The sequence below is a fragment of the Rhodococcus sp. 14-2470-1a genome (assembly GCF_002259425.1).
In the GTDB taxonomy this organism is placed as follows: Bacteria; Actinomycetota; Actinomycetes; order Mycobacteriales; family Mycobacteriaceae; genus Rhodococcoides; species Rhodococcoides fascians_E.
The window spans coordinates 91,101-115,897 of sequence record NZ_NPFZ01000028.1; the positions used below are offsets into that span (position 1 = coordinate 91,101).

The 24,797-nt window shown below is 65.1% G+C and carries 29 protein-coding genes and 1 tRNA gene; 20 read left to right on the forward strand and 10 right to left on the reverse strand.

The window, feature by feature from the left end; genetic code table 11:
- The first annotated feature begins 33 nt into the window (after positions 1–33).
- From paaZ to CH292_RS16115, 4 genes are read left to right on the forward strand one after another with little or no spacing between them, the layout of a single operon-like run.
- On the forward strand, positions 34–2,061 hold the full coding sequence (gene paaZ / locus CH292_RS16100) for a phenylacetic acid degradation bifunctional protein PaaZ (RefSeq protein WP_094655233.1): 2,028 nt from the start codon (positions 34–36) through the stop codon (positions 2,059–2,061).
- Positions 2,058–2,381, forward strand: coding sequence for an EthD family reductase (locus CH292_RS16105; RefSeq protein WP_033190554.1), 324 nt, complete (start codon positions 2,058–2,060; stop codon positions 2,379–2,381). Before paaZ ends, CH292_RS16105 begins: the two co-directional genes overlap by 4 nt.
- A 2-nt stretch (positions 2,382–2,383) precedes the next feature.
- Entirely contained in the window at positions 2,384–2,791 is a 408-nt protein-coding gene (gene paaI / locus CH292_RS16110; protein WP_037164484.1) for a hydroxyphenylacetyl-CoA thioesterase PaaI, read from the forward strand.
- Positions 2,792–2,841: 50 nt separating this feature from the next.
- A complete protein-coding gene (locus CH292_RS16115) occupies positions 2,842–3,774 on the forward strand; it encodes an aldo/keto reductase (protein WP_256978163.1) in 933 nt (310 codons plus the stop codon).
- A 2-nt stretch (positions 3,775–3,776) separates the two neighbouring features.
- Here the strand turns inward: CH292_RS16115 and CH292_RS16120 are convergent, their stop codons facing one another.
- Positions 3,777–4,385 carry a GNAT family N-acetyltransferase gene (locus tag CH292_RS16120; RefSeq protein ID WP_037143132.1) on the reverse strand — a complete coding sequence of 203 codons (609 nt, stop codon included), beginning with the start codon at positions 4,383–4,385 and terminating at the stop codon, positions 3,777–3,779.
- Between the two features lie 53 nt (positions 4,386–4,438).
- On the opposite strand from CH292_RS16120, the gene CH292_RS16125 reads away from it, so the two are divergent.
- Positions 4,439–5,560, forward strand: coding sequence for a GAF domain-containing protein (locus tag CH292_RS16125; RefSeq protein WP_020111069.1), 1,122 nt, complete (start codon positions 4,439–4,441; stop codon positions 5,558–5,560).
- 64 nt (positions 5,561–5,624) lie between these two features.
- Positions 5,625–6,149, forward strand: coding sequence for a gamma carbonic anhydrase family protein (locus CH292_RS16130; RefSeq protein WP_094655342.1), 525 nt, complete (start codon positions 5,625–5,627; stop codon positions 6,147–6,149).
- A 14-nt stretch (positions 6,150–6,163) separates the two neighbouring features.
- On the opposite strand, the gene CH292_RS16135 is transcribed toward CH292_RS16130, so the two are convergent.
- Complete coding sequence (locus CH292_RS16135) at positions 6,164–6,913, reverse strand: IclR family transcriptional regulator (protein ID WP_020111067.1); 750 nt, start codon at positions 6,911–6,913, stop codon at positions 6,164–6,166.
- Between the two features lie 151 nt (positions 6,914–7,064).
- On the opposite strand from CH292_RS16135, the gene CH292_RS16140 reads away from it, so the two are divergent.
- Genes CH292_RS16140 through CH292_RS16155 form a run of 4 tightly spaced genes read left to right on the forward strand, consistent with a single transcriptional unit; the run spans position 7,065 to position 11,058 of the window.
- Positions 7,065–7,826, forward strand: a complete 762-nt coding sequence (locus CH292_RS16140) for a CoA transferase subunit A (RefSeq protein WP_026347379.1) — start codon at positions 7,065–7,067, stop codon at positions 7,824–7,826.
- The gene (locus CH292_RS16145; RefSeq protein ID WP_094655235.1) at positions 7,823–8,452 is read left to right on the forward strand and encodes a 3-oxoacid CoA-transferase subunit B; all 630 of its coding nucleotides are present in this window, start codon (positions 7,823–7,825) and stop codon (positions 8,450–8,452) included. The genes CH292_RS16140 and CH292_RS16145 overlap by 4 nt, the downstream gene beginning before the upstream one ends.
- A 48-nt stretch (positions 8,453–8,500) precedes the next feature.
- Positions 8,501–9,376: a dioxygenase gene (locus CH292_RS16150; RefSeq protein ID WP_020111065.1), complete on the forward strand. Its 876-nt coding sequence runs from the start codon at positions 8,501–8,503 to the stop codon at positions 9,374–9,376.
- A gap of 20 nt (positions 9,377–9,396) precedes the next feature.
- On the forward strand, positions 9,397–11,058 hold the full coding sequence (locus tag CH292_RS16155) for a dihydroxyacetone kinase family protein (RefSeq protein WP_094655236.1): 1,662 nt from the start codon (positions 9,397–9,399) through the stop codon (positions 11,056–11,058).
- An 82-nt stretch (positions 11,059–11,140) separates the two neighbouring features.
- Here the strand turns inward: CH292_RS16155 and CH292_RS16160 are convergent, their stop codons facing one another.
- The 5 genes from CH292_RS16160 to CH292_RS16180 all read right to left on the reverse strand — a co-directional run bounded on the left by CH292_RS16160 (position 11,141) and on the right by CH292_RS16180 (position 14,830).
- Entirely contained in the window at positions 11,141–11,626 is a 486-nt protein-coding gene (locus tag CH292_RS16160; RefSeq protein WP_033190052.1) for a GAF domain-containing protein, read from the reverse strand.
- Positions 11,627–11,635: 9 nt separating this feature from the next.
- Positions 11,636–12,298 (reverse strand): DUF998 domain-containing protein, encoded by a 663-nt coding sequence (locus CH292_RS16165; RefSeq protein ID WP_094655237.1) that lies wholly within the window; start codon positions 12,296–12,298, stop codon positions 11,636–11,638.
- 76 nt (positions 12,299–12,374) lie between these two features.
- Positions 12,375–12,821, reverse strand: coding sequence for a very short patch repair endonuclease (locus tag CH292_RS16170; protein WP_094655238.1), 447 nt, complete (start codon positions 12,819–12,821; stop codon positions 12,375–12,377).
- 21 nt (positions 12,822–12,842) lie between these two features.
- A complete protein-coding gene (locus CH292_RS16175; RefSeq protein ID WP_019662833.1) occupies positions 12,843–13,670 on the reverse strand; it encodes a hypothetical protein in 828 nt (275 codons plus the stop codon).
- Complete coding sequence (locus CH292_RS16180; protein ID WP_052062098.1) at positions 13,667–14,830, reverse strand: DNA cytosine methyltransferase; 1,164 nt, start codon at positions 14,828–14,830, stop codon at positions 13,667–13,669. Before CH292_RS16180 ends, CH292_RS16175 begins: the two co-directional genes overlap by 4 nt.
- Before the next feature lie 224 nt (positions 14,831–15,054).
- On the opposite strand from CH292_RS16180, the gene CH292_RS16185 reads away from it, so the two are divergent.
- Positions 15,055–16,851 carry an ABC transporter ATP-binding protein gene (locus tag CH292_RS16185; RefSeq protein ID WP_094655239.1) on the forward strand — a complete coding sequence of 599 codons (1,797 nt, stop codon included), beginning with the start codon at positions 15,055–15,057 and terminating at the stop codon, positions 16,849–16,851.
- Positions 16,844–18,688 (forward strand): ABC transporter ATP-binding protein, encoded by a 1,845-nt coding sequence (locus CH292_RS16190; RefSeq protein ID WP_020111057.1) that lies wholly within the window; start codon positions 16,844–16,846, stop codon positions 18,686–18,688. Before CH292_RS16185 ends, CH292_RS16190 begins: the two co-directional genes overlap by 8 nt.
- Before the next feature lie 6 nt (positions 18,689–18,694).
- Here the strand turns inward: CH292_RS16190 and CH292_RS16195 are convergent, their stop codons facing one another.
- Positions 18,695–19,018 carry a hypothetical protein gene (locus CH292_RS16195; RefSeq protein ID WP_027498681.1) on the reverse strand — a complete coding sequence of 108 codons (324 nt, stop codon included), beginning with the start codon at positions 19,016–19,018 and terminating at the stop codon, positions 18,695–18,697.
- 177 nt (positions 19,019–19,195) lie between these two features.
- Between CH292_RS16195 and CH292_RS16200 the strand changes: the two genes are divergently transcribed.
- The gene (locus CH292_RS16200) at positions 19,196–19,711 is read left to right on the forward strand and encodes a putative glycolipid-binding domain-containing protein (protein WP_037143148.1); all 516 of its coding nucleotides are present in this window, start codon (positions 19,196–19,198) and stop codon (positions 19,709–19,711) included.
- On the opposite strand, the gene CH292_RS16205 is transcribed toward CH292_RS16200, so the two are convergent.
- The gene (locus tag CH292_RS16205) at positions 19,684–20,652 is read right to left on the reverse strand and encodes a prephenate dehydrogenase (RefSeq protein WP_019662839.1); all 969 of its coding nucleotides are present in this window, start codon (positions 20,650–20,652) and stop codon (positions 19,684–19,686) included. The two genes, CH292_RS16200 and CH292_RS16205, sit on opposite strands and share 28 nt — an antisense overlap.
- Positions 20,653–20,706: 54 nt before the next feature.
- Here CH292_RS16205 and CH292_RS16210 point away from each other — a divergent pair, with 54 nt between their 5' ends.
- The 7 genes from CH292_RS16210 to CH292_RS16240 all read left to right on the forward strand — a co-directional run bounded on the left by CH292_RS16210 (position 20,707) and on the right by CH292_RS16240 (position 24,295).
- Positions 20,707–21,270 carry a tRNA adenosine deaminase-associated protein gene (locus tag CH292_RS16210; protein WP_019662840.1) on the forward strand — a complete coding sequence of 188 codons (564 nt, stop codon included), beginning with the start codon at positions 20,707–20,709 and terminating at the stop codon, positions 21,268–21,270.
- Entirely contained in the window at positions 21,267–21,719 is a 453-nt protein-coding gene (locus CH292_RS16215; RefSeq protein WP_094655240.1) for a nucleoside deaminase, read from the forward strand. Before CH292_RS16210 ends, CH292_RS16215 begins: the two co-directional genes overlap by 4 nt.
- A gap of 92 nt (positions 21,720–21,811) precedes the next feature.
- Positions 21,812–22,009 carry a CsbD family protein gene (locus CH292_RS16220; RefSeq protein WP_033190058.1) on the forward strand — a complete coding sequence of 66 codons (198 nt, stop codon included), beginning with the start codon at positions 21,812–21,814 and terminating at the stop codon, positions 22,007–22,009.
- Between the two features lie 58 nt (positions 22,010–22,067).
- Positions 22,068–22,158: transfer RNA gene (locus CH292_RS16225), tRNA-Ser, on the forward strand.
- Positions 22,159–22,260: 102 nt separating this feature from the next.
- Positions 22,261–22,977 (forward strand): siderophore-interacting protein, encoded by a 717-nt coding sequence (locus CH292_RS16230; protein ID WP_094655241.1) that lies wholly within the window; start codon positions 22,261–22,263, stop codon positions 22,975–22,977.
- A 235-nt stretch (positions 22,978–23,212) separates the two neighbouring features.
- Positions 23,213–23,788: a TetR/AcrR family transcriptional regulator gene (locus tag CH292_RS16235; protein ID WP_019662846.1), complete on the forward strand. Its 576-nt coding sequence runs from the start codon at positions 23,213–23,215 to the stop codon at positions 23,786–23,788.
- Positions 23,789–23,806: 18 nt separating this feature from the next.
- On the forward strand, positions 23,807–24,295 hold the full coding sequence (locus CH292_RS16240) for an FBP domain-containing protein (protein ID WP_094655242.1): 489 nt from the start codon (positions 23,807–23,809) through the stop codon (positions 24,293–24,295).
- Positions 24,296–24,337: 42 nt separating this feature from the next.
- On the opposite strand, the gene CH292_RS16245 is transcribed toward CH292_RS16240, so the two are convergent.
- Positions 24,338–24,793, reverse strand: coding sequence for a hypothetical protein (locus tag CH292_RS16245; RefSeq protein WP_094655243.1), 456 nt, complete (start codon positions 24,791–24,793; stop codon positions 24,338–24,340).
- Positions 24,794–24,797: the final 4 nt, after the last annotated feature.

Genomic DNA, 24,797 nt, shown 5'->3' on the forward strand with positions numbered 1-24,797 from the left:
CCGACCGAACGTACGGTGAGACGGAGAGATGCTGTGAGCAGATTGCTGGAAAGCTACGCACAAGGTCGCTGGTTCGCCGCGAGTGACGAGGGCACTCCGTTGCTCAGCGCGATCGATGGAACCGAGGTCGCTCGGATTTCGTCCACCGGCCTCGATGTCGCAGGCATGGTGGACTACGCCCGCACGGTAGGTGGCCCGGCGCTCGCCGCGCTGACGTTCCACGATCGCGCCGGTCTGCTCAAACAGGTCGGTCTGACGTTGATGGCAGGGAAGGGCGAGTTCTACGAGGTGTCGACCCTCACGGGCGCCACCGAGCGCGATTCCGGCGTCGACATCGACGGAGGATTCGGGACCGTGCTGAGTTACGCGAGCAAGGCTCGGCGTGAACTCCCCAACGACACCGTCTATCTCGACGGCGCCGTCGAGCAACTCGGCAAGAAGGGCACGTTCCTCGGCCAGCACATCTACACGTCCCGTCGCGGCGTAGCGGTGCAGATCAACGCGTTCAACTTCCCGGTGTGGGGGTTCCTCGAGAAATTGGCGCCTGCGTTCATCGCGGGCGTGCCGTCCATCGTGAAGCCGGCGAGCCAGACCGCCTACCTGACAGAACTCGTCTTCCGGCGCATCATCGAGAGCGGAATTCTGCCCGAGGGATCCGTACAACTGCTGGCCGGCAGCGCCAGGGGAATCATCGATCACCTGGGCGGGCAGGATTCCGTCGCGTTCACCGGTTCTGCCGACACAGCGACGCAGCTGCGTGCGCACCCGAACGTTGTCGGCGAGGGTGTGCACTTCACCGCCGAAGCCGATTCGCTCAATGCGTCGATTCTCGGCACCGATGTGACGCAGCAGGATCCAGAATTCGACCTGTTCGTCAAGGGTGTCTTCACCGAGATGACGGTCAAGGCCGGACAGAAATGCACCGCCATTCGGCGCGTCCTGGTCCCACAGGCGCAGGTCGACCCGGTCATCGACGCGCTGGCGGCCAAGCTGGGGAAGGTCGTCGTCGGCGATCCCCGCGACGACGGCGTCACGATGGGTGCGCTCGCCAGCATCGATCAGCGCGACGAAGTCCTCGAATCGATTCGTGGCCTGACCAAATCGGCCTCGGTTGTCTTCGGTGCCCCCGAGGCCGTCGACCCGCGCCCGGGCGCATTCATGGCGCCGGTCCTGTTGAAGGCCGGAGACTCGTCTGCACCCGAGCCGCACGAAATCGAAGCATTCGGCCCCGTGTCCACGGTGATCGGATACGACGACACCGCGGATCTCCTTGACCTCGTTGCCCGCGGCAAGGGCTCCCTCGTCGCCTCGCTCGTCACCAAGGATTCGGCACTCGCCCGCGAGATCGTGCTGGGATCAGCGCCGTACCACGGTCGCATCCTGGTGCTCAACACGGGCGACGCCCGAGAGTCCACCGGCCACGGATCCCCCCTGCCGGTTCTGGTGCACGGCGGACCTGGTCGAGCGGGTGGCGGTGAAGAACTCGGCGGCATGCGAGGCGTGCTGCATCACATGCAGCGCACAGCGATCCAGGGCACACCGGATGTGTTGACAGCCGTCGGCAACAAGTGGGTGGCTGGTTCGGCTCGGATCACCGGTGACATTCATCCCTTCCGTAAAGACCTCGGTGAGCTGCAGCTCGGCGACACCATCGTCGGAGGTCCTCGTCAGGTCACCCGTGCGGACATCGACCATTTCGCCGAGTTCACCGGCGACACGTTCTATGCCCACACCGATCCCGAAGCGGCATCAGCCAATCCACTGTTCGGTGGCATCGTCGCGCACGGGTACCTCGTCGTCTCGCTGGCGGCCGGACTGTTCGTCGACCCCGCGCCCGGCCCTGTTCTCGCGAACTTCGGCGTCGACAACCTGCGGTTCCTGACACCGGTGAAAGCCGAGGACTCGCTCACCGTGACGCTCACGGCGAAACTGATAACACCTCGTCAGAGTGCGGACTACGGTGAAGTGCGTTGGGATGCAGTGGTAGTGAATCAGGAGGGTGACCCCGTCGCGACATACGACGTGCTCACACTCGTCGCGAAGCCGGAGGGAGACAAGTGACTGCCCGAGTAGTCGTGTGTTACGGCACACCAGAAGATCCGGCCGCATTCGACGAGCACTACACCTCGGTGCATGTCCCGCTTGCTGCCGCGGTGCCGGGATTGATCGAATTCACCTACGGCAAAGCCAGTTCCATGGACGGATCCGAGCCGCCGTACTACATGATCGCGTACCTGGTCTTCGCGGACGAGGCGTCCCTGAAGGTCGGTCTGGGATCAGCCGAGATGAAGGCCGCAGGCAAGGACGTCCGCAACTTCGCCACCGGTGGAGCGACGATGTTCACGCAGGAGGACGTGCGGGTCTCATCGGTGGATCGGTAGTGATGGGACAGAACAGGATCGCTCACGAGATGTTCGCCGCCGACGTCGCATCCCGCACACTCGGAATCGAGTTGCTCGAGCTGAGGGACGGCCACGCCAGGATGTCGATGGTCGTCACCGAGGACATGGTCAACGGTCACGCCATCACGCACGGAGGATACGTGTTCATCCTTGCCGACACGACGTTCGCGATGGCGTGCAACAGTTACGACGATGCCGCAGTGGCGGCGCGTTGCGATATCCGCTATCTGCGGCCGACGAAGGCCGGAGACGTTCTCGTCGCCGACGCCGTCGAGCGTGCACGCTTCGGCAAGAACGGGATCTACGACGTCACCGTCACCAGCGGTGAACGAGTAGTTGCGGAGTTTCGAGGCGACAGCAGGACGGTTCCGTCCTCGAGGGGAATTTGAGGGACTGTGACGTTGCGAATGCGGTGATCGGCGCTGAATACTTGCTCACCATGCGCTACAACAAGCTGGGTCGGACCGACCTCGAGGTGTCCGAGGTGTCCTTCGGGACCGCGCCGCTCGGAGACATGTTCGGATCTGCCGACGAGGATCAGGCCATCGCGTCGGTGCACCATGCCCTGGATGCCGGGATCAATTTCTTCGACTCGTCGCCGTACTACGGCGGGGGCCTGGCGGAGGAACGGCTCGGCGCAGCCTTGGCGGGCAGGCGCGAGGACGTCCTGATCGGCACGAAGGCCGGCCGATACGGCAACGAGGACTTCGACTTCTCGCCACGGAAACTACGGGAAAGCATCCACACCAGCCTGAAGCTGCTCCGCACGGACTACATGGATGTGCTGCAACTCCACGACATCGAATTCGTGCCGTTGTCCCCGGTGTTCGAGGACTCCTACGCGGAACTGGTGAAGCTGAAGGACGAGGGATTGTGCCGCTACATCGGCATGACCGGGTACCCGATGCACACGTTGACGCGCGCTGTCACCGAGACCGACCTCGACGTCATTCTGTCCTACGCGCACTACACGCTGCTCAACACCGAACTCGCGACCGCATTGAAGCCCGTGTGCGACGAGCGAGGCGTCGGCGTGATCAACGCTGCGGCAGTGGGATTGGGCCTGCTGACACCCGGAGGCGTCAAGCCGCACATTCCCGCGACCGACGACGTCAAGGCGGCGGCCGCACGGGCTCGCCAGTGGGCGGCGGACAACGGACAGGACATCTCGTTCCTCGCCAATCAGTTCTCGCTGCAACGATCCGGCTGCCCGACAACCGTGATCGGCACGACCAAAGTCCATCACCTCGATTCCGCTATCCGCGCCGCGACGGAACCCATCGACACCGACGTCCTCGATGCAGTGCTGGCTCTGACCGCAGATGTGCACGACGTGTCCTGGCAGAGCGGACTTCCCGAGAACAACGGCTGACCTCAGCTCCCGGCCGGGCGCCGCCACATCGACGTCATCACGGCGCCCGACGCCAACGGGAACGTCTCGGTCACCTCGAACCCGAACTTCTCGTAGAAGGTGACGTTGTCGGCCGACGTGCACACGAGATAGGCGTCGTCGCCGTCCGAATCGCAGCGCGCGAGCCGGTCGAGCAGGAGCGTCGAGACGAAGCCCCGGCCCCGAGCCGACTGGGTACTACCCAGATTCGCCAGATACCACGCCGGTTCGGAAGGATGATGGGCATCGAGCGTCGACCTGACTCCCACCGCCGCGCCGACTCGGGTCCGCAACGCGGGAAGCAGCGCCGGCAACGCGCGCGCGGTGCGCAGCAGCGACGAGTGCTGCCGACCGGGCGGATCCCACACCTCGACGGCAACGGCTGCCCCGTCCTCCTCGACGAACCGCACCCCGCCTCCGGCGATGTGAAAGTGCCGCAGCGACGCGGTGAAGTAGCCGGTCAAAGCCGCGTGCCGTCGCGCGCGGCCGGGCCAGATGGACGCCATCAACGGATCGTCGCGGAAGGCGTCGGCCAGAACCGAGGCGCAGGTGGCGGCGTCGGCGATGGTCGCGGTGACGATTCGGCCAGTCAAGAGTCCCCCCGGGGAAATCATTCGGAACAGTCGGTTCGCACTAGGGTGGCTGTGTGAAATCGAAACCGGATGCCGCGGCGCCGCAGCGCAACGTCGACGCGGGGGCACAGCCATGGATGCTGGTGGAGACGCTACATCAGGACAGAGCGACTCTGGTCTCCCTCGGCGGACGACTACGCGAGATGTCGTCCTTGCCGCGCGCCGTCAGGTCGACGGTCGGTGGTCGATCGTCGGCACAGGTCTGGGCGGAAGTCGCCCGGTCGATCGACGTCGTCCGTGAACACGCCGCCTCGCGAGACGTCACGATCCCCACCGGCAGCGGACGCACCCGCGTCGTACTGCATCCCGTCGTCGGCCCGTCGGGTGCCGTGCACGGCATTGCGTTGTGGGTCGGCGACGCAGAGTCCGCCGTCCCGCAGCGGCCCGAGGACGCGCTCGCCGTGACGTTCGAGTCCGAGCGCCGCGCGTTCGTCGTCGACGCGGACTGCCTCCGCGCACTTGCCACGGACCTGCCCTCCGACATCCGAACCAGCTTCACCTCGCCCGAAGTGTTCCGGAAGATCGACGTCGACGACGCGGTGGGCGCCATCGGCGCGCTTCTCCAACCCGCTCCCGACGACGGCGCGACCTGGACCGGCCTGGCGTCGACGACGCACCTGCCCGGCGTTTCCCGCCTCGACCTCGTGTTCACCGCCGACGACGACGGGTCGACATGGCGGGGCCTGGTCCACGCCGTCGAGTCCGAGACGGTGGCACAGCCGCGGCTCGAGACCGCGGCGTTCGCCGCTCTGGGGCAGGTGTCTCCGCAGATGGCGCTGGTCCTGATGGACGTCACCCACAACCGACTGATTCGGTGGCTGACCGATCCGGTGCCACAGATCCAGTGGAAAGGCATCGTCGACGACAGAGACACTCCGCACCCGGACGACGTCACACGCATCTTCGCCGCCGCGTCGGGGATGTACGCGGGCACGGAAACCAGTACCTCCGTCGACGGCATCCGCCTCCGTCGCATCGGCGGAGGATGGACCGTCGTCGACGCTCGCGCGGCGCTGCTGCCGCGGGAGAAGTCGAGCCCGCGATTGATGCTGGTGCAGATGACCGTCGTCGGACACACCGACGACCCGGATCCTGTTCCCGTCGACGACACCGGGCACCCCAGCCTGCTCGACTGAACCCGGCAGAGTGGCCATGGTGCAGAGTGGTCGACACAACGGTGTACTAGAAAAGGATGTGACGATGGCAGGACAGCTGTGGGCACTCGAAGGGGGAAGCCCGGACATCGACCAGGACGCGTGGATCGCGCCGACGGCTACCGTGGTGGGCCGCGTGAAGGTCGGCCCGACGTCGGGAATCTGGTACGGCGCGGTGCTGCGTGCCGAGTTCGAGGACATCACCATCGGCGCGGGCAGCAATCTGCAGGACGGCGTCGCCGCCCACGTCGACCCAGGCTTTCCGCTGACGGTCGGTGAGAACGTCAGCGTCGGCCACAATGCTGTGCTCCACGGCTGCACCATCGGCGACGGCAGCCTCGTCGGAATGGGCGCGATCGTCATGAACGGCGCCGTCATCGGCGAGGGCAGCCTGGTGGCAGCCGGTGCATTGGTGCTCGAAGGGACCCAGGTGCCGCCGCGTTCACTGGTCGCGGGTGTGCCCGCGAAAGTTCGGCGCGAACTCACCGACGACGAGGTGAACCACAACGGACTCAACGCCGCCGTCTACCGCGAACTACTGAAGCAGCACGGCGGAGCCCGTCCGTTGTGACACTCATAGGAGCATCACCTGAGGAGGCCGGTCAGTGCGTGGGCATGTTCCAGCAGGAGGGTGCCCAGTTCGTGGTGCCGATCCGGGCGAAAGCGAGTCTCGACGCCGGTGAGACTGAGGGCCCATGCGGGCTTTCCTGATCGGTCGAACACCGCGGCACCGATGCCCCAGCTGCCTTCGACGAGCAGCGCGGGGTTGACGGCATAACCCGTCGTTCGTGTTGCGACGATGCGCCGCCGGAGCTCGGCAGTCGCGTGTTGCGGGCCCCACGCCGGCTCCAGGTCGACACTCGTCAGGTACTGATCGATGTCGCGATCCGGTAGATGCGACAGGATCACCAGGCCCGCCGACGCCACTCCGAGCGGCAGCCGAATCCCCTCGTACAACACGTGTGACCGCAGGGGAAAGCTGCCGTCCTCGCGGAGAAGGCAGACGGTCTCGTCTCCACGCCGAGCAGACAGGAATGCACTCTCACCGCTGGCCGCAGCCAGAGCATGTACGACGCCGCGCGCTGGGCCGGTGATGTCGTATCTGCTGGCGGCCGCAGCGCCGAGGAGATACATCTCGGGTCCGAGGGTCCACGAACCGGTGGCGGAGTCGCGGTCGAGAAACCCCTCGTGGGCGAGCGAAGTGAGCAACCTGTGCGCAGTCGGTCGGGCGAGGTCGGTGGCGCGTGCAAGTTCCGTGGTCGACGCCCCGGCCGGTTCGGCCGCACCGACGGCTTTCAGAAGCGCGGTCGAGCGCGCGACGACGTTGGGTTGCATAGGGGCAACCCTACCCGCTGCGTTCATTCAACGAACGCAATGCTCGACGCTTTTCGGTGAACGAGCAGTTTCGGACAACCTTTACGGATCATCACCACGTCAGGGTCTACTGAAGGTGCGTTTACTGAATGAACACGTGAGGAGTATTCGGATGGCAAGGAAGGTGTACCGGTCGGCCGCCGCTGCCGTGGCCGACATCGGCACAGGCGCGCGGATCGCGGTCGGAGGATTCGGACTGTGCGGAATCCCGGACGCACTGATCGACGCGATCAGCGAGACGGACGCCTCCGAACTCGAGGTCTTCTCCAACAACTGCGGCGTCGACGACCACGGATTGGGCATCTTGCTGTCCCTCGGCAGAATCCGCCGAGTCACCGCGTCCTACGTCGGCGAGAACAAAGAATTCGCGCGGCAATACCTCGCAGGCGAACTCGAAGTCGAACTGACCCCCCAGGGCACCCTCGCCGAGCGACTGCGCGCCGGAGGCACCGGCATCCCCGCATTCTTCACACCCGCAGGCGTCGGAACCCCCATCGCCGACGGCGGAATGCCGTGGCGCTACGACGCCGACGGCGGCATCGCCGTGGCGTCGCCGCCGAAGGAAACCCGGGTGTTCGGGAACAAGCGCTACGTCCTCGAAGAAGCCATCGATGCGGACTACGCGCTCGTGCACGCCGAGATCGGTGACACCGAGGGCAATCTCGTGTTCGACAAGACGGCGATGAACTTCAACCCTCTGGCCGCGATGGCGGGAAGAATCACCATCGCCCAAGTGGAGACGCTCGTCGAACCCGGTGAGATCGACCCGGGCGCAGTGCATCTGCCCGGCGTGTTCGTCCAGCGCATCGTCCACACAGGACCGCAGAACAAACGCATCGAAAAGCGCACCGTCACTGCAGGAGGACAGGCATGAGCTGGACACGAGACCAGATGGCTCAACGCGCAGCAGCGGAGATGGTCGACGGTGAATATGTGAACCTCGGAATCGGCTTGCCCACACTGATACCCGCCTATCTGACCGACGACGTCACAGTGGTCCTGCACTCGGAGAACGGCATCCTCGGCACAGGCCCGTACCCGACGGAGGAGAACGTCGACGCCAACCTCATCAACGCAGGCAAGGAAACCGTGACGGTCAATCCCGGTGCCGCCTACTTCGATTCGTCGTTGTCCTTCGGCATGATCCGCGGCGGTCACATCGACACGGCCGTCCTCGGCGGCATGCAGGTCTCGCGCACCGGCGATCTCGCCAACTGGATGGTCCCCGGCAAAATGGTCAAGGGCATGGGCGGCGCCATGGACCTCGTGCACGGTGCACGCCGAGTCATCGTCGTCATGGAGCACACCGACCGCGAGGGCAACCCCAAGATCCTCGACGCCTGCACCCTGCCGCTGACCGGCCAAGGCGTCGTGAACCGCATCATCACCGACCTCGCAGTCCTCGACGTCGTCGGTGACGGGACACTTTCGCTCGTCGAGTTGGCGCCCGACGTTACGCGTGCTCAGGTGGAGCACGCAACGGGAGTAGCGCTCGTCTGAATTCGTGCTAAGGTTGAACCTTCAACTTAAGTAGTCGAAGGACAGCCCATGACGTCTGTGATGAATCCGCCGGTCGCCGGCGGTGCGTTCGATGCGTTTCTCGCCGACACAGCCCCCGCGAGTCTCGGCCAGAAGCTGTGGACAGCCGCCGACGGACCGCTTCCCGCGCTGTACATCAGCCACGGTGCACCGCCGGTGTTCGACGACCCCCTGTGGATCGACCAGCTCTTCACCTGGTCACAGGCCATGCCCAAGCCCAGAGCCATCCTCATCGTCAGTGCGCACTGGGAAGAAGCGCCGCTGAGTCTGTCCGCCATCGACGCACCGCTGGTCTACGACTTCGGCGGCTTCGCGGAGCGATACTTCTCGATGACCTACGCGACGCCCGACGCCACCGCGCTGGCCGACCGAGTGGCCGCGATGATTCCGGCATCGGCGAACCTGCACAGGCATTCGTCGCGTGGACTCGACCACGGTGCGTGGGTTCCGCTGAAGGTCATGTACCCGTACGGCGACGTGCCGGTCCTCCAGCTGAGCCTGCCGACGGATTCTCCCGACGCCCTGCTGGACATCGGGCGACGGCTGAAAGCGCTTCGCGCAGAAGGTGTACTCGTCGTCGGTTCCGGATTCATGACCCACGGGTTGCCGTTCCTCTCACGCGAGAACTTCTTCACCAACACCGTTCCGACCTGGTCACGCGACTTCGATCAATGGTCCGCCGAGGCGCTGGCCCGGGGCGACGTCGACGCGCTGGCGAACTTCCGCACCCGAGCTCCAGGAATGCCGTACGCGCACCCCACCGTCGAGCACTTCACACCGCTGTTCGTCACGCTCGGGGCCGCATCGGATCCGGAAGCCCCTGTGCACACCGAGATCACGGGCTTCCAATTCGGTTTGGCGAAACGCTCCTTCGCGGTCTCCTGACGGATCGTTAGGGTGGAGGAATGTTCGTCAACTCCGCCCGAACGTTCGTCGCCGACGCCATTCGAGGGCTCGTCGCCTCCACCGCAGACATCTCCTGGCATCCCGATCCAGGCTTCCTGACCCGGGAAGAACCACTCGCAGCGGGACAGGTAGCTCTCCTGTCCGGCGGCGGTAGCGGCCACGAACCGATGCACGCCGGATTCATCGGAGCCGGAATGCTCGCCGGGGTCTGCCCGGGGCTGGTGTTCACCTCACCCAACGCACTCCAAGTGCACGAGGCATCGAAGTCCGTGAGCGTCGGAGGCGGCGTGGTGCACATCGTCAAGAACTACACCGGTGACGTCATGAACTTCTCGATCGCGCGAGAGCTGTTGCGCGAGGACAACATCGAATCCGACTACGTACTGATCGACGACGATGTCGCGACCGAGCGGGCCGATGGTGACGGGCCGGGCAGACGCGGAACCGCAGCGACGGTGATCGTGGAGAAGATCTGCGGCGCCGCGGCCGAACGCGGAGACACACTCGCCGACGTCGTGGCACTCGGACGCCGAGTCGCGGCGAACTCACGAAGTATGGCGGTGGCACTTCGGGCATGCACGGCACCGGGCTCGAACGAACCCTCCTTCGACCTGCCCGACGGCGAAATCGAACTCGGCATCGGAATCCACGGCGAACGGGGCACCTCACGCGTACCCGACATGCCCGCCCAGGACATCGTTGCTGCACTGACGCAACCGGTAATCGATTCGCTGGGCTTGGAACGCGGCGAATCCGTCATCGCCTTCGTCAACGGACTCGGGGCAACCCACCCGATGGAGCTGCACCTGCTGTACGGCGAACTGGCGGAGTACCTGTCCGACAAAGGAATCGAGGTGGCGCGTCCACTCGTCGGCAGCCTGGTCACCGCCCTGAACATGGCCGGCGCATCGATCACACTCGTCCGCGTCGACGACTCCGTTCTCGAACTTTTCGACGCCCCGACCGACGCTCCGGCATGGCCCGCTCTGGTGCGTGACACAGTGCTGGGGGAGCGTACGGGATTCGGCCCGAGCTTCGCCCCGAGCGAAAACGACTCGCCGCGAAGCGAGTGGGTGTCGGACTGGATGGCGTCGTGGGTGCAGCGAGTGCTCACCGAAGAACCCGCACTGACCGATCTCGACCGCCGCGCGGGTGACGGAGACTTCGGGACCAACATGGTGTCCGCGCTCGAACAGGTGGATCTGGCGCAGATCCGTGAAACCTATTCTGCGCAGACGATCTTCGAAGCCGTGTCCGCTGCGTACCTCGGCCATGCGGGCGGCACCTCCGGAGCACTGTTCGGTATCTGGTTCCGACAGTTCTACCTCGCACTGCACGCCGAAGACCTCGCCGCGATCACCACCGCCGCACGCAACGGACTGGAGAGAATCACCGAACTCGGGGGCGCCCGCGTCGGCGACAAGACCATGGTCGACGCCATCGCCCCGGCAGTCGACGCCCTCGACAACGCGACGGACTTGCGCACAGGTCTGACCGACGCAGCTCGCGCCGCGACCGAAGGAGCGCAGTCGACCGAGAACTTCACCGCCAACAGGGGGCGAGCGTCCTACGTCGGTGACGCCGCCCGAGGCGTCGTCGATCCGGGTGCGCTGGTCATTGCGTGGTTCTTCGAAGCGGCCGCGGACGCTGTTCGGGGCTAGGGGTTGGGTGTGGCGTAACAGTTGCGCATTCCCCAGGCGGGATCCCGCCTGTCAGAGGCGCGATTGTCACACCACACCCGGGTCAGGCGAGGGATTCGACGAAGACCGCGGCGATCTGTTCGAGACCGGCCTGGTCGTCGGCATCGAAGCGGGCGAGCAGGGGACTATCCAGGTCGAATACTCCGACGAGTGTGTCCCCGTCGTACAGCGGCACCACCAGTTCGGATCGGGTCGCACCGTCACACGCGATGTGACCGGGGAACGCGTGCACGTCTTCCACGCGCTGGGTCTGTCGCGACGACGCCGCGGTACCGCACACTCCCTTGCCGAGCGCGATCCGCACACATGCAGGCAGACCCTGGAACGGTCCGACGACCAGCTCTGTGCCGTCGAACAGATAGAACCCGACCCAGTTGACATCCGGGACGGAGTTGAAAACAAGGGCAGACAGGTTGGCGGCGTTGGCAATCCGATCCGACTCGCCGTCGACCAGTGCCCGCGCCTGCTGCGTCAGCTGTGCGTACTGCTCGGACTTCGTACCTTCGAGTGCAGTTGCGGTGAACGACATGGCCCGATTCTAGGTATCGGCGCTTCGGAGCCTCGCGCGCACCGCGAAACCGAGCGTCAGGAGGTAGAGCGACATGCCGGTCACCTGCAGCCGCTGAGCGATACCGAGGCCGTACGAGCCCGGAAGATTGTCGGCGATCATCAACCACGCTGTCGCCAGCGACGTCACGATCAACACGACGAGTCCCACCGTGCGCAGCAGCGCAAGAATGCGGTACCGGAACGCCGCAACGGTGAACGCAACCATGGCAGTGAACACCGCGAACACAGCAACTGTGCTGGTCAACGCGTGAATGTGATGCAACTGAGGAAACAGCCCACTCGGTTCCACCGGGCAGGACGGATCGTTCCCCGCAACACACTCGATCGGCAACTGTGAATCGGCAATCGTCGCTGCCCCGAAAACAACCAGCGCACTCCACCCGACATTCGTCAACCGACGACGAGGCAACGTCAACCCCGCCGCACCCGCAACGATCAGCAGAACCCCGGTGACCAAATCCGCCGTGCTGAAAAAATGCCGATACGGCTGATCAGCCGCATCGAGTTCACTGAGGAACGAATGCGCAGGGTCCAATCCCGTATCGAGAAAGAACTCCGCCACCCACGCCGAATACAACACCCCCGCCAGCACCAGCAACACCGTCAGCGCAGTGATCCTCCGTCGTTCCACTCGATCGACAGTAGTTCCACGCTCACCCGCTGTGGTGGGTGCACCTTTTCCCGGACCGAACGTGGCGTTCGGTCAGTCAGACTGACCGAACGCCACGTTCGCTCCCGAAGGGGGGCGAGGATTCGAGGGCGTGCAGGACGAGTGCTGCGGCGTCGGTGACGGGTTCGTGCTCCCAGACTCGGACGACGGTCCACCCTTCGGCTTCGAGGCGCGCGTCGGTGTCGCGATCACGCGCGACGTTCGCGGCGAGTTTGTCCGCCCACCACTGGGCGTTGTTGCGCGGTTCCGTCGCATGAACGGGGCAGCTGTGCCAGAAGCAGCCATCGACGTACACGGCAACCTTTCGGCGAGGAAAAACAACGTCGGCCCGACGCCTCATACCCTTCAGCGGGGCACGGTCGACGAAATATCGCAGGCCGAGCCGGTGCAGTTCTCGTCGAAGCGCAACCTCAGGCTTGGTGTCGCGTCGCCGTTGCTTGCTCAGCCGCGCACTCGTAGCGGCATCGGTGACCGGTCTCCCCACACCCCCACGTTACGGTCTCACCTAGCCGTCTTCGCTGTCCTCGGGCTCGGACCAGGTGGGCGCGAATTTGTTGCGGCGCTCGACTTCGCCGTGGACGACGGAGACGAAGTCGTCGAAGGACAAGGTCTGAGTGTCCGACGGCCTGCCGTTGCGGGGAGGGGATTCGTCGACGTCGAAGAACCGGACTTCACCGTCGGGGTCGTAGAGGCCGATGAAGACTTTTTCGAACAGGTCGTACCGAGTGTCCTCGGCGCCGAGGTCGACCCACATCTTGCCGGTTCCGCCGACGACAGCGCGTTTGCCGCGACCCGACCGCTTGGACAGCGTCGTGACGTGGTGCGCGAAGGAGGACTTGCCGATGTCGCTGGCCTTGGAGGCGTCACCGTCGTCGCACGTGGCGAAGGGCTCGAACATCACGGCGATCAGCACGCTGTACGGCTGGCGCTGGTGCAGGACCATGGCCTCACCGCGCAACTCGTGGTCGTTGCGGACGATGTTCTTGGTCCAGCGGCCGAACTTGCCGGTCCGGGGGCTGAAGTCCCGGAAGCTGTACGTCTTGATGGAGACGCACAGAATCAGTCCCAGCGTGGGGTCGAGCGCTTTCACGTCCAGCCGCTTGCGGCCTTTCGCGACGTCGACCTGTGCTTCCTGGCCGACGCCCATCGCGTCGGGAGTGATGTTGGGATAGTGCGGGCGCAGGGCGTCGGCGACGGTTTGCGCCAGGTGGTTCGAGAGCCGCTGCGCGTAGTTCTTCTTGTCGCTGCGATCGGCGTCCGGTGCAGGCTTGTCGCCGGCGAGGGCAAGCGGCCGGGCCAGTGCCGGTGGATCGGGGAACAGATGGTCGCTCATGCGGCCGGGACTGCACGAGACGTCGGGCTGGGATGCCCGCCCATACGGTCGAGGTGGGACTCGACGTCGTCGAGAAATCCCGGTTGGAACCGAAGATTGCCCATCCGAGCGCGCTTGAGGAATCCGGCCGTCGCCCGGGCCGAGAGCAGCTGGGAATCGTCGAGAAAGTCGCTGAGGTTCTCGTAGGGCTCGTGCACCGGCCACGTCGAGCGGTGCACGCGGTACGCCGAGCCCTTCGCGCCCCACGCGGCGGCGGGCCAGGCTTGACCGGGGAGGATCTGAACGTCGTCGGAGTCGTCGTGGACCTGCGGGCGCTCGATCTGCGCGGCGACCCACGACGCCATCCGAACGCTCACCGCGTTGCCGACGAGCTTCCATCGGTGCCCGGCCCTGACCCCCGGCAGACCGAGCGCCGGTGCAGTCCAGTCCGGGTCGAACCCCTGCAGTCGCTCCGCGCCGATGATCCCCGGCGTGACGATCTCGCCCGACGGCAACCGAACAGCCGGGGGACTGGCGATACCGAGGGACGAGCCGCCCTTCAGCGTCGGAACGGCGTTGACTGCCCAGCCGAGCCCACGGGTGCCCTCGGTCCAGTAGAAACCGCACGGCTGCTCCGACGGGTCACCGTCGGGAAGCGGGCCTTCGTCCTGCGCGAACAGGATTTCGCGGGGGTCCTCGGTGCGGGATGCGAGCATGAGGACTCGCTGACGGCGTTGCGGAAGACCGAACGACCTGGCGTCGACGACGCGGTAGGCCCACATGTACCCGAGATCCGACAGGGCGTCGGTGATGTGACGCATCGCGGCGCCGCGGCCGAGTTGCAGCATGAAGGGAACGTTCTCGATCAACAACCATCGAGGCCCGTTCCGGCGCTTGACCAGACGGAAAACCTCGTCGACGAGCCCGGAGCGTTCCCCGGTGATGCCCGCCGTGCGCCCCGCCTGCGACAGGTCCTGGCACGGAAATCCGGCTGCGACGAGCTCGGTGCCCGACGGCAGCGCTCGGAGCTTGGTGACATCACGGTGAAGCGGCACATCGGGAAAGTGAGCAGCGAGAACCGCGCCGGCGCCGGGGTCGATTTCGCACAGCAATTCCGTCGACCAGCCCTGCTCCGAGAGCCCCAACTCGAGCCCGCCGATCCCGGCGAACAGCCCGACCATCGATCGCGAACCCACGTGCACCCTTCTCTCCCGTAACCGAAACTCGTGGAGAACGTTACTCGAGAAGTGCGACAGGTTTTCGCAGGCGCACGGTAGCAGGGCCGAGGCGTGCTTGACCTGAACAATGGTTCAGGTTCGACGATGGAATCCAGCAGTCGAAAAATCGGTTGGTCGAAGTGCTGTCGCGATGAAACCATTCACGCACGGCCGAGTAGGGAGCAAACGTGTCGACGGGTGTACTGGAAACGCAGGAGACGACGGCTGCAGTGCCGAACCTTCGGCAGGACGCACCCAGTTCGCTGGCGAGGTTCGTACCGTTTCTGGCCCCGTACAGGTGGTACTTCATCGGGTCGATCGCTGCGTCCATCGTCGCCACGCTGACGGGTCTGGTGATTCCGCTGGTGCTGCAGGGCGTCATCGACGGCCCCATCACCGACGGCAATTTCGCCGGTGTGTGGTGGCCGGCGGCGTTGGTGCTGTTGCTGGGCACGATCGATGCCGTGGGTATCTGGATCCGGCGCTACTTGGTGTCCGGGCCGTCGAGTCAGTTCGAGATATCGGCCAGAGCAACGGTTTTCGAGAAGTTGCAGCGGTTGTCGGTATCCGCTCACGAGGGCTGGGAATCGGGTCAGCTGCTTTCCCGCGCCATCGCCGACCTGTCCTCGCTGCGACGGTTCGTCGCGTTCGTCGGGCCGTTCATCATCATCAACAGCGTCACGTTGGTGGTCGGCCTCGGAGTGCTGTTTCTCCAGTCCTGGCAGCTCGGGCTGATCATGTTGGTCACGTCCGTTCCGCTGGTCGTGATCTGCACCAGGTTCGAGACGCTGTACCGGGTCGTCGCCCGCGATGCGCAGGATCAGGCAGGCGACGTGACCACCACCGTCGAGGAGTCCATCCAGGGCATCCGGGTGCTGAAGGCGTTCGGCCGCAGCGCCCACCTCGGGCGTCGCTTCCTGCGAGAGGCCGCGACGTTGCGTGGGACGGAGATGAAAAAGGTTCGCTACCTTGCCATTCTGTGGTCCTTGATCGTCGGGATTCCACCGCTCGGGATCGGTGCGATGCTGGCGTTCGGCGCGTATTCGATCGTCCAGGGGACGATGACGGCGGGCATGCTCGTCGCGGCCATGGCAATCGTCGCGTTCCTGCTCTGGCCGATCGAAGCATTCGGGTTCCTGCTGGCCGAGCTGAACAACGCGCGCACTGCCGCGGACAGGTACTGGGAAATAATGGACACGGCGGAGACCATCACCGAACCCGACGACCCGGTCACCCTCCCGCAGGACACGCGCGGTGTCCTCGAATTCCGCCGCGTCGGATTCGCGTTCCCCGACTCCGACTCCGACGCAGCGCTGCTCACCGACGTCGACTTCCGGATCGATCCGGGTGAGACGGTTGCCCTCGTCGGCGTCACCGGTAGCGGCAAGACCGCGCTGACCAATCTGGTTCCCCGGTTGTTCGACGTCACCTCGGGTTCCATCACTGTCGACGGCATCGACATCAGAACCATGTCGCTCGCGGATCTTCGGTCGGTGGTGTCGGTCGCGTTCGAGGACCCGGTGCTGTTCTCGGCAAGTGTCCGCGAGAACGTCGCGTTGGGTCGACCCGATGCGACCGACGCCGACGTCGACGAGGCTCTCGGCGTCGCGCACGCACGCGAGTTCGTCGACGCACTGCCGTGGGGACTCGACACCCGGATCGGTGAGCAGGGAATGAGCCTGTCCGGCGGACAGCGTCAGCGACTCGCGCTGGCCAGAGCCGTTCTCGGCAAGCCTCGAATCCTCGTGCTCGACGACCCGCTGTCCGCGCTGGATGTGGGCACCGAGGCGCTCGTGCAACGCGATCTACGACGCGTACTGACGCACTCGACGACTCTGCTCGTCGCGCACAGGCCGTCGACTGCCGCACTCGCAGACCGAGTGCTCTATCTGGAGAACGGAACAATCGTGGAGCAGGGTACGCACGAGCGCCTGTTGGCGACGTCGACGCGGTACCGCCACGTGATGGGGTCCCTCGATGACTGACGAGAACGAGAACGATCAGAGCCCGCACGACGACACGGTCGATTGGCGCGGAGTTGCGAACGAGGAATCCGACATCGACCGCACCGGCAACTCGATTCTCGCCGGCCGATCGAGGCAGTTGTTGGCGTCGCTGGTGAGGCCGTACCGGAAGCAGGCGTTGCTGGCGCTCGCGATCATCGTCGTCGACAACATCGCGTTCGTCGCCGGTCCGTTGTTCATCGCGTACGCGTTGGACCACGGAGTGTCGGCTGCGATCGAGGGTAGGTGGGCGCCGCTGGCGTGGACCGTCTTCGGCTACATCGCATTCGGCATCCTCGGAACGATCACCACGTACACGTTCCTGATGGTGTCCGGACGGCTGAGCCAGGCAATTCTGTTCGACCTCCGCGGCCGTGTGTTCGATCATGCCCAGCGGTTGAGCTTGTCCTTCCACGAGCGTTACACGTCGGGCAAGCTCATCTCGCGGCTGACGAGCGACGTCGAGTCGCTGCAGACGCTGCTCGAAAGTGCCCTGAACGATGCATTGTCCGCGGTGCTGTCCATCGTCAGTATCGCGATCATCCTGGTGTATCTCGATGTGCCGCTTGCGTTGGTGGTGCTCGCGGGGTTCGTGCCGCTGGTGTTGATCACTCGGTGGTCGCAGCGTAGGCAGCGCACCGGTTACCGGCGGACGCGAGTGGCCATCGCGAAGGTCGTCGTCCACTTCGTCGAGTCGATGGGCGGTATTCGCGCCGTTCAGGTCTTCCGGCGTGAGAGAAGAAACAACACGATCCTGAACACCGAGGACACCGAATACCGCGACGCGACGACGGCTGCCCTGCGGGGAATGGCCACCTACACCGGCGCCGTCCGATGGATCGGAAACGTCACTCTCGCGATCATCCTCGTGTTCGGCAGCTACCGAGTGATCAACGGACACTTGGACATCGGAGTGCTCGCCGCGTACGTACTGTATCTGCGTCGGTTCTACGGCCCGCTCGACGAACTCGCCATGGTCTTCAACGCCTACCAGTCGGCAGCGGCCGCGCTGGAGAAGATCTCGGGTGTGCTGGAAGAAGAACCGTCGGTGCACGCGCCGACGGATCCGGTCGAATTGCACAGTGCGCGAGGGGACATCGAATTCGACGCGGTCCGCTTCGCCTACACCGGCGACCGCGTCGTGCTACCGGAATTCTCGCTGCACATCCCGGCCGGGCAGGTGGTCGCGATGGTCGGTGCCACCGGCGCCGGAAAGTCCACGCTCGCCAAGCTGCTCGCGCGGTTCTACGACCCGACGCAGGGAACTGTCCGTCTCGACGGCGTCGACCTCCGAGAACTGGGCGACGAGAACATGCGTCGACACATCGTGATGGTCACGCAGGAGTCGTTCCTGTTCTCCGGATCGGTCGCGGACAACATCCGCCTCGGCAAACCGTCGGCGACGGACGACGAGGTGGCGGCCGCAGCCGACGCCGTCGGGCTCACGGAATTCATCTCCACGTTGCCGGACGGAATCGACACCGACGTCCGCAAACGCGGTGGACGGCTTTCCTCCGGTCAACGTCAACTCGTCGCGTTCGCGCGGGTGTTCCTGGCGGCGCCCGCGGTGATCGTGCTCGACGAGGCCACCTCCAGCCTCGACATCCCCAGCGAGCGGCTGGTCCAGCGTGCGCTGGAGACGATTCTGCAGGGCCGTACGGCGCTGATCATCGCGCACCGGCTTTCCACCGTCGCCATTGCCGACAGGGTGCTGGTGATGGAGAACGGACGGATCGTCGAGGACGGAACGCCGTCGGAACTCATCGAGGAGAAGGGGCGATTCGCCGACCTGCACGAGCTCGCGGTGGCGTCGACCTGAGTGTCGTCACCAGGGTGCGATGGGCGGCTTGACCCACATGATCTTCTCGTCGGCGTGCTTCGGGGAGGCCGACGGGTGACTCGAATTCGACGCCGCCCACTCGTTCTTGCGGTCGAGGAGTTCCGCGGTCATCGTCCACGTCTCCAGCGTGCTCGGGGGAGTGATGTCCGCGGCCCTCGCGAGCTTGCGTCGGGCGGCGTCGGTCATCGCGAGCAGTTCGCTGCCGTCGATACCGCGCTCCCAGATGTAGCGCGCCAACGCCGTTGCCTTGTCCTGTCGAGATTTCGCGGCCTGTTCGGAGTGCGCGAAGTCGAAGCCACCTCCAGTCATGTCGATCACAATAATGCGCCTCGAGAACGAAAAATCACCACAGCTTGTTCCGATGGCCCCCCTGTCGCTTAACGTAGTCGGGTGACCACTCCAACTTCGGGTGCAGAAGCCGCCCCTTCCGTGACCACTTCGACCTGGCCGGCGATTCTGACCTGGCGAGCACACGACGTACCCCGCATGGAGTCGGTCCGCGTCCAGCTGAACGGAAACCGAATCAAGGCGTCGGGCCGCATCATCGGCGGGGCCTGCGACGAACATCCGGCGTTCAGTGCGTCGTACGACCTGGTGACCGACGAGAACGGCATCACTCGCAGGCTTTCCCTGCGCACCGCGGTCGCCGGCGGCGAGAAGCAGGCATCGGTCAGCCGCGACAACGAGGGCTACTGGATGATCGAGGGGTCGCACGCGTCGCAGCGTTCCACCTACAACGGTGCGCTCGACGTCGACGTTGTCCTGAGCCCGTTCTTCAACACCTTGCCGATCCGCAGGCTCGGTCTGCACACCGACTCGTCGGACATCGTCGTACCGGTCGTGTACGTCAATCTTCTGGACCTGAGCATCCAGGAAGCAGGCTTGACCTACAGCAGCGGCGCCGACGGCATTCACGTGCTGTCGCCGGTGTCCAGTTCGTCGGTGACAGTGGACGCCGACGGCTTCGTTCTCGACTACCCGGGGCTCGCCGAACGGATCTGACGCACGACGCCGCCCCGTCGGCCGGCTGCCCGGAATTCTTCGATCCAGTTCTCGTCGCCCGGCTCGATGCCGGTGATGTCGAAACGTTCGTGCTGCTCGTACTGTCCGCGCGCGGCATGGCCGGCGGTGACCAGCGTGCGGGTCGACCCTTCGTCGACGAGTTCCCTACGGGCTGCAGTCAGCAGGTCCAGAGCCGCATCGAGCGCGTCGGTGAGGGCGACGGCGTTGCCTTCGCACATGGCCCGAACCAGATCGGGCGCCGACGACGCCACTCGCGTCCCGTCTCGGAACGAGCCGGCGGCCAACCCCAGCGCGAGGGGGTTGGCTGCCCCGACCTGGGCCAATGCCTCGGCCAGCAGGTGAGGCAGGTGCGAGATGCGTGCGACGGCGCGATCGTGTTCCACGCTCTCGACCGGGATCACGACGGATCCGCAGTCCACGGCGAGCGACGCGACCTGACGCCACACATCGGGATCGGCCCCGTCGTCGACGCCGACGACCCACACCGCGTCCTGGAAGAGGTCGGGATCGGCCGCCGCCCAGCCGGACCGATTCGTTCCCGCCATCGGGTGCCCGCCCACGTAACGCGACGACAGCCCGCGACGCGCGACCGCCGCGGCGACCTCTGCTTTGACGCTGACGACGTCGGTGATCGGGTTGTTCGGGGCGTGCTCGGCAATGGCGGCGAGAATGCCGTCGACGGCGGGCATCGGCACCCCGACGACGATCAATGCGCCGGTCTCCGCCGCCCGGGTGAGTGCTGCCGTCAGGTCGGTGCCGGTGTCGAACCCGGCGTCGGCCGAGCCGGCGATGGCGTCGGCGGAACGGTTGTATCCCCACGCGGTTCGTCCCGCACGAACAGCAGCCTGCAGGACCGATCCGCCGATCAGCCCGAGCCCGAGTACACAGACATCAGTGTTGGTCACGGCACCCAGTTTCACAGGTGGACACGGTGGACTTCATTTCGAGGCGGTAAGGCGACTACCGTTGCGCGCATGGCTGCACAGCGCGGGAGTAACAACTCCGCCAAGGCGAAGAAGTTCGACGGTCCGAGCAAGGAGACATTCGACGACCTCGAAGGGTTCGGCGTTGCCGTCGTCCGCGAGGACGGCAAGTGGCGCGTGACCCCGTTGACCACGGCTGCGTTGTCCTCCCTGTCGACAGCTGAGACCGAACTGCGGGAAATGCGCAGCTCCGGGGCGGTCTTCGGACTCCTGGACGTCGACGACGAATGCTTCGTGGTGCTGCGGCCCGCACCGTCGGGCACCCGTCTTCTTCTGTCCGACGCCAGTCTTGCAGGCGAGTACGACATCGCCGCCGACGTTCTCGACGAACTCAACATCGAGATTCCTGACTTCGACCCGGACGAACTCGACGACATCGAACCGTGGCCCGAAGGCGACATGGGCCTGCTGTCGGATCTGGGGCTGCCGGAGGCCGTCATGGGCATCATCGTCGCCGAGACCGACCTGTACCCGGACGAGCAGCTCGGCTCCATCGCAGGCCGCCTCGGATTCGCCGACGAGTTGTCCGCTGTGCTGGACAAGCTGCCTCGGTGACCGACGAGGACCTCGTTCGCGCAGCGCTGACCGCTGCGCAGGGAGCGTCCGACCTCGACGTACCCGTCGGTGCCGTCGTGTACGACGCCGACGGGCGAGAACTGGCCCGCGCGGCCAACGCCCGTGAAGCGACCGGCGATCCAACGGCGCACGCCGAAGTTCTTGCACTCCGCGCCGCAGCGTCGCTTCACGGCGACGGCTGGCGACTGGAAGGCTGCACGCTGGCCGTCACGCTCGAGCCGTGCACGATGTGTGCGGGAGCTCTGGTGCTCGCACGGGTCTCGCGCGTCGTGTTCGGGGCATGGGAACCGAAGTCGGGCGCCGTCGGCTCGCTGTGGGACGTCGTGCGGGACCAGCGGCTGGCCCACCGCCCCGAAGTCCGTGGCGGCATCCTGGAGAACGAATGCGGCGACGTCCTACGCCGGTTCTTCGACGCCAGACGCTTATGAAACTCTCATGTTTGTGGCCTCTACCTGTGGGTAAACCGTCGTCGGGGAACGCGGAACACGCGTTCTGAACGACGCATCCTCAGGAGGCAAAAATGGGACTCGACGACAAGATCGGTAACAAGGCCGAGGATCTGGGCGGCAAGGCCAAGGAAGCCACCGGCGCAGCCACCGGCAACGAAGAGCTCCGCCAGGAAGGCAAGGGCGATCAGCTCTCGTCCGCAGTCAAGGACGGCGCCGAGAAGGTCAAGGACGCAGCCTCCAACATCAAGGACAAGCTCACCGGACACTGATCCGGCCGCTTGACCAGGCGATTTAGCCACAGGCCGCTACTGCGGTATTGTTCTTCGCGGTGGCGTGTCCGAGCGGCCTAAGGAGCACGCCTCGAAAGCGTGTGACGGGTAACCCCCGTCCGAGGGTTCAAATCCCTCCGCCACCGCCACAACTCCCCATCTGCATCACGCAGGTGGGGAGTTTTTTTGCGTCACTGTCTCGCGTCGATCTACACAACAAACCACTCGGTTGATTAGGGTACCCTGCCCTCATGAGCAGAGGCGTTGAAGGCATCATCATGAAGGCGTACAAGACGGACGACTACAAGTTGACCGTCACGTCCAGCGAACACGTCAGCGACAAGTACGTTCGCGTCGGCTTCGACGGCGGCGGATTGCTGAAGAACCACCCGGTCCACCCGACGCAATGGGTCCGCCTGTGGATCGACGACGGCACCGGCAAGGAACGCCAGCGTGGGTACACGCTGACGCAGCAGGACCCCGCAACGGACACATTCGTCATCGAATTCGCCGTCCATTACGGCCCCGCGTCGAAGTGGGCCGAAACCGCCGAAGCCGGTGACGTCCTCGAAGCCACCCTGATGCGCGGAAACAACGGTTCCAGCTTCGAGATCCCCGAGCCTGCGCCGTCCGAGTTCTTGCTGTTCGGCGACACCGCATCGCTCCCGGCGATCAACACCATCCTCGACACCCTCGGCGACACTCCGGCGAAGGTATGGCTCGAATGGCAGTACGAATCCGACCCGACCCTCCCCGTCCACGCAGGACCCAACACCGAAGTGACCTGGCTCCAGCGCGTCGACGACGGTCGTCTCCTGCGCGAGCAAGCAGAAGCTCTCACCCCAGCGGCCGACGCCTTCGCCTGGGTCGCATGCGACGGCCGAACCACGCGCTCGATCGTCAAGACCTTCAAAACCGTCCACGGCTTCGCGAAGGACCGCATCAAGTCACAGGCGTACTGGAAGTAGGGCCGGCTCTCCTTCTCGCTTGAATGACCCATTCATGTTGTCTGTCAACATGAATGGGTCATTCATGCGTTCGGGGGTCGCGTCGAACTTCGTTTGAATGAGCCTGCCAAGCTGTCTACGCGTGTGAATGGACCATTCATGCGATGGGTAAACGGTTTGCAGCAAACCTTGCCCGCGTCTACTATTTCCTAGTGTTATTAGGCAAAAGCCGGTTCAGGCTAGGAGGGAGGTAACGATGGCACGCGCAGGCCTCAATGCTGCTCGCCTCACCGCGGCGGCCGCGGACATGGCGGACGAGATCGGGTTCGAGAACGTCACTGTTCTTGCCCTGGCCAAATCGTTCGGCGTGAAAGACGCCAGCCTCTACTCGCACATCAAGAATTTGCGAGATCTCCGGCAACGGGTGGCTGTCGCCTCGCTGTCCGAACTGGCCGATTGGGTATCCGACGCCGTGGCGGGGCGGGCGGGCAGAGATGCGCTCGTCGCGTTCGCCAACGCGTACCGCGATTTCGCCCGTCAACATCCAGGGCGATACAACTCGACTCGATACGAGCTCGACGCGGACGTAGCGCTCGCGAGTGACGCACGCAAACACTCGCACATGTCGCGCGCGATCCTACGCGCGTACAACTTGCCCGAACCCGACGAAACCGATGCAGTCCGATTGCTGGGCAGCACATTTCATGGCTTCATCGAGATCGAGAGCTCGGGGGGATTCGGCTACGGCATCCCCCCGCGAGAATCCGAACAGACGTGGCAGCGAGTACTCGACGTACTCCACCACGCACTCGAAAACTGGCCGAAGGCCTGACGTTCCGGGAGAACACACATGCAGTCCATCACCGAGAAAGAGATCAGACAGTCGTTCGTGAACTGTTCCAAGGGCGACGCCAAACGAATGAACCTGCCATCCACCCTGACCGACACCGACTGGGAACAGCTGGATTTCCTCGGTTGGTCCGACCCGTCGTACGCAGGTCGAAGCTACATCGTCCTACCCAAGGGCGACGAGCTGGTCGGCGTCGCGCTCAAACACGAATCCGGCGGATCCGACCGCGCGCAGATGTGCACCATCTGCACGACGACGCACTCCCGCGGCGACGTATCGCTCATGACCGCCAAGAAGACCGGCGAATCAGGGCGGCGCGGAAACACCGTCGGCACCTACATGTGCACGGACCTACTGTGCTCTCTGTACGCACGAGGCAAGAAGACCCCGGCGCTGGGCAACCGGTACCGCGAGAACCTCAGCACCGAGGAGCGCGTCGTACGGGTTCAGGAGAACATCGAATCATTCATCGCCAGGCTGTACACCTGACAGCTGTACACCTGACAGCTGCTTCACTCCTACCTCCTTGGTTCAGCAGCTGCCGCGACCGGCAGCGTCCAAACCGCGGAGCATCTGCTGCTGGTCCTCGGGAGGGACCGTCGACCAGCTCGAATTGGCCTGCAGCTGTGCGGAAATCCCGTCGACGGTCACGTTTCGTGGAGCGCCGGTGACGGCGAGGGCATCGATCGCGGCAAGGAACTGCTGGCAGGTCTCGACGTACAGTTGCTCGCCGGTGGGCCGGTTCGACCCGTCGCCCTGGTCGATGGGCAATTGCACGGGTGCCGGTGGGGGAGCGTCCGCCGGGGTGGTCTCGGGTACGAAGGATTCGGCCGGAGCGGCAGGCGGCGGCTCCGCAGTCGTGGAAGGGGCGGCCGTCACCGTCGTCGACGTGGAGGATGTGCTGGGCGCGGCCGAGGACTGCTCGTCCGAGCCGCATCCAGCAAGGGCGAGCATCAACACTGCGCCGGTGACGATGGTCCGCTTCATGGCC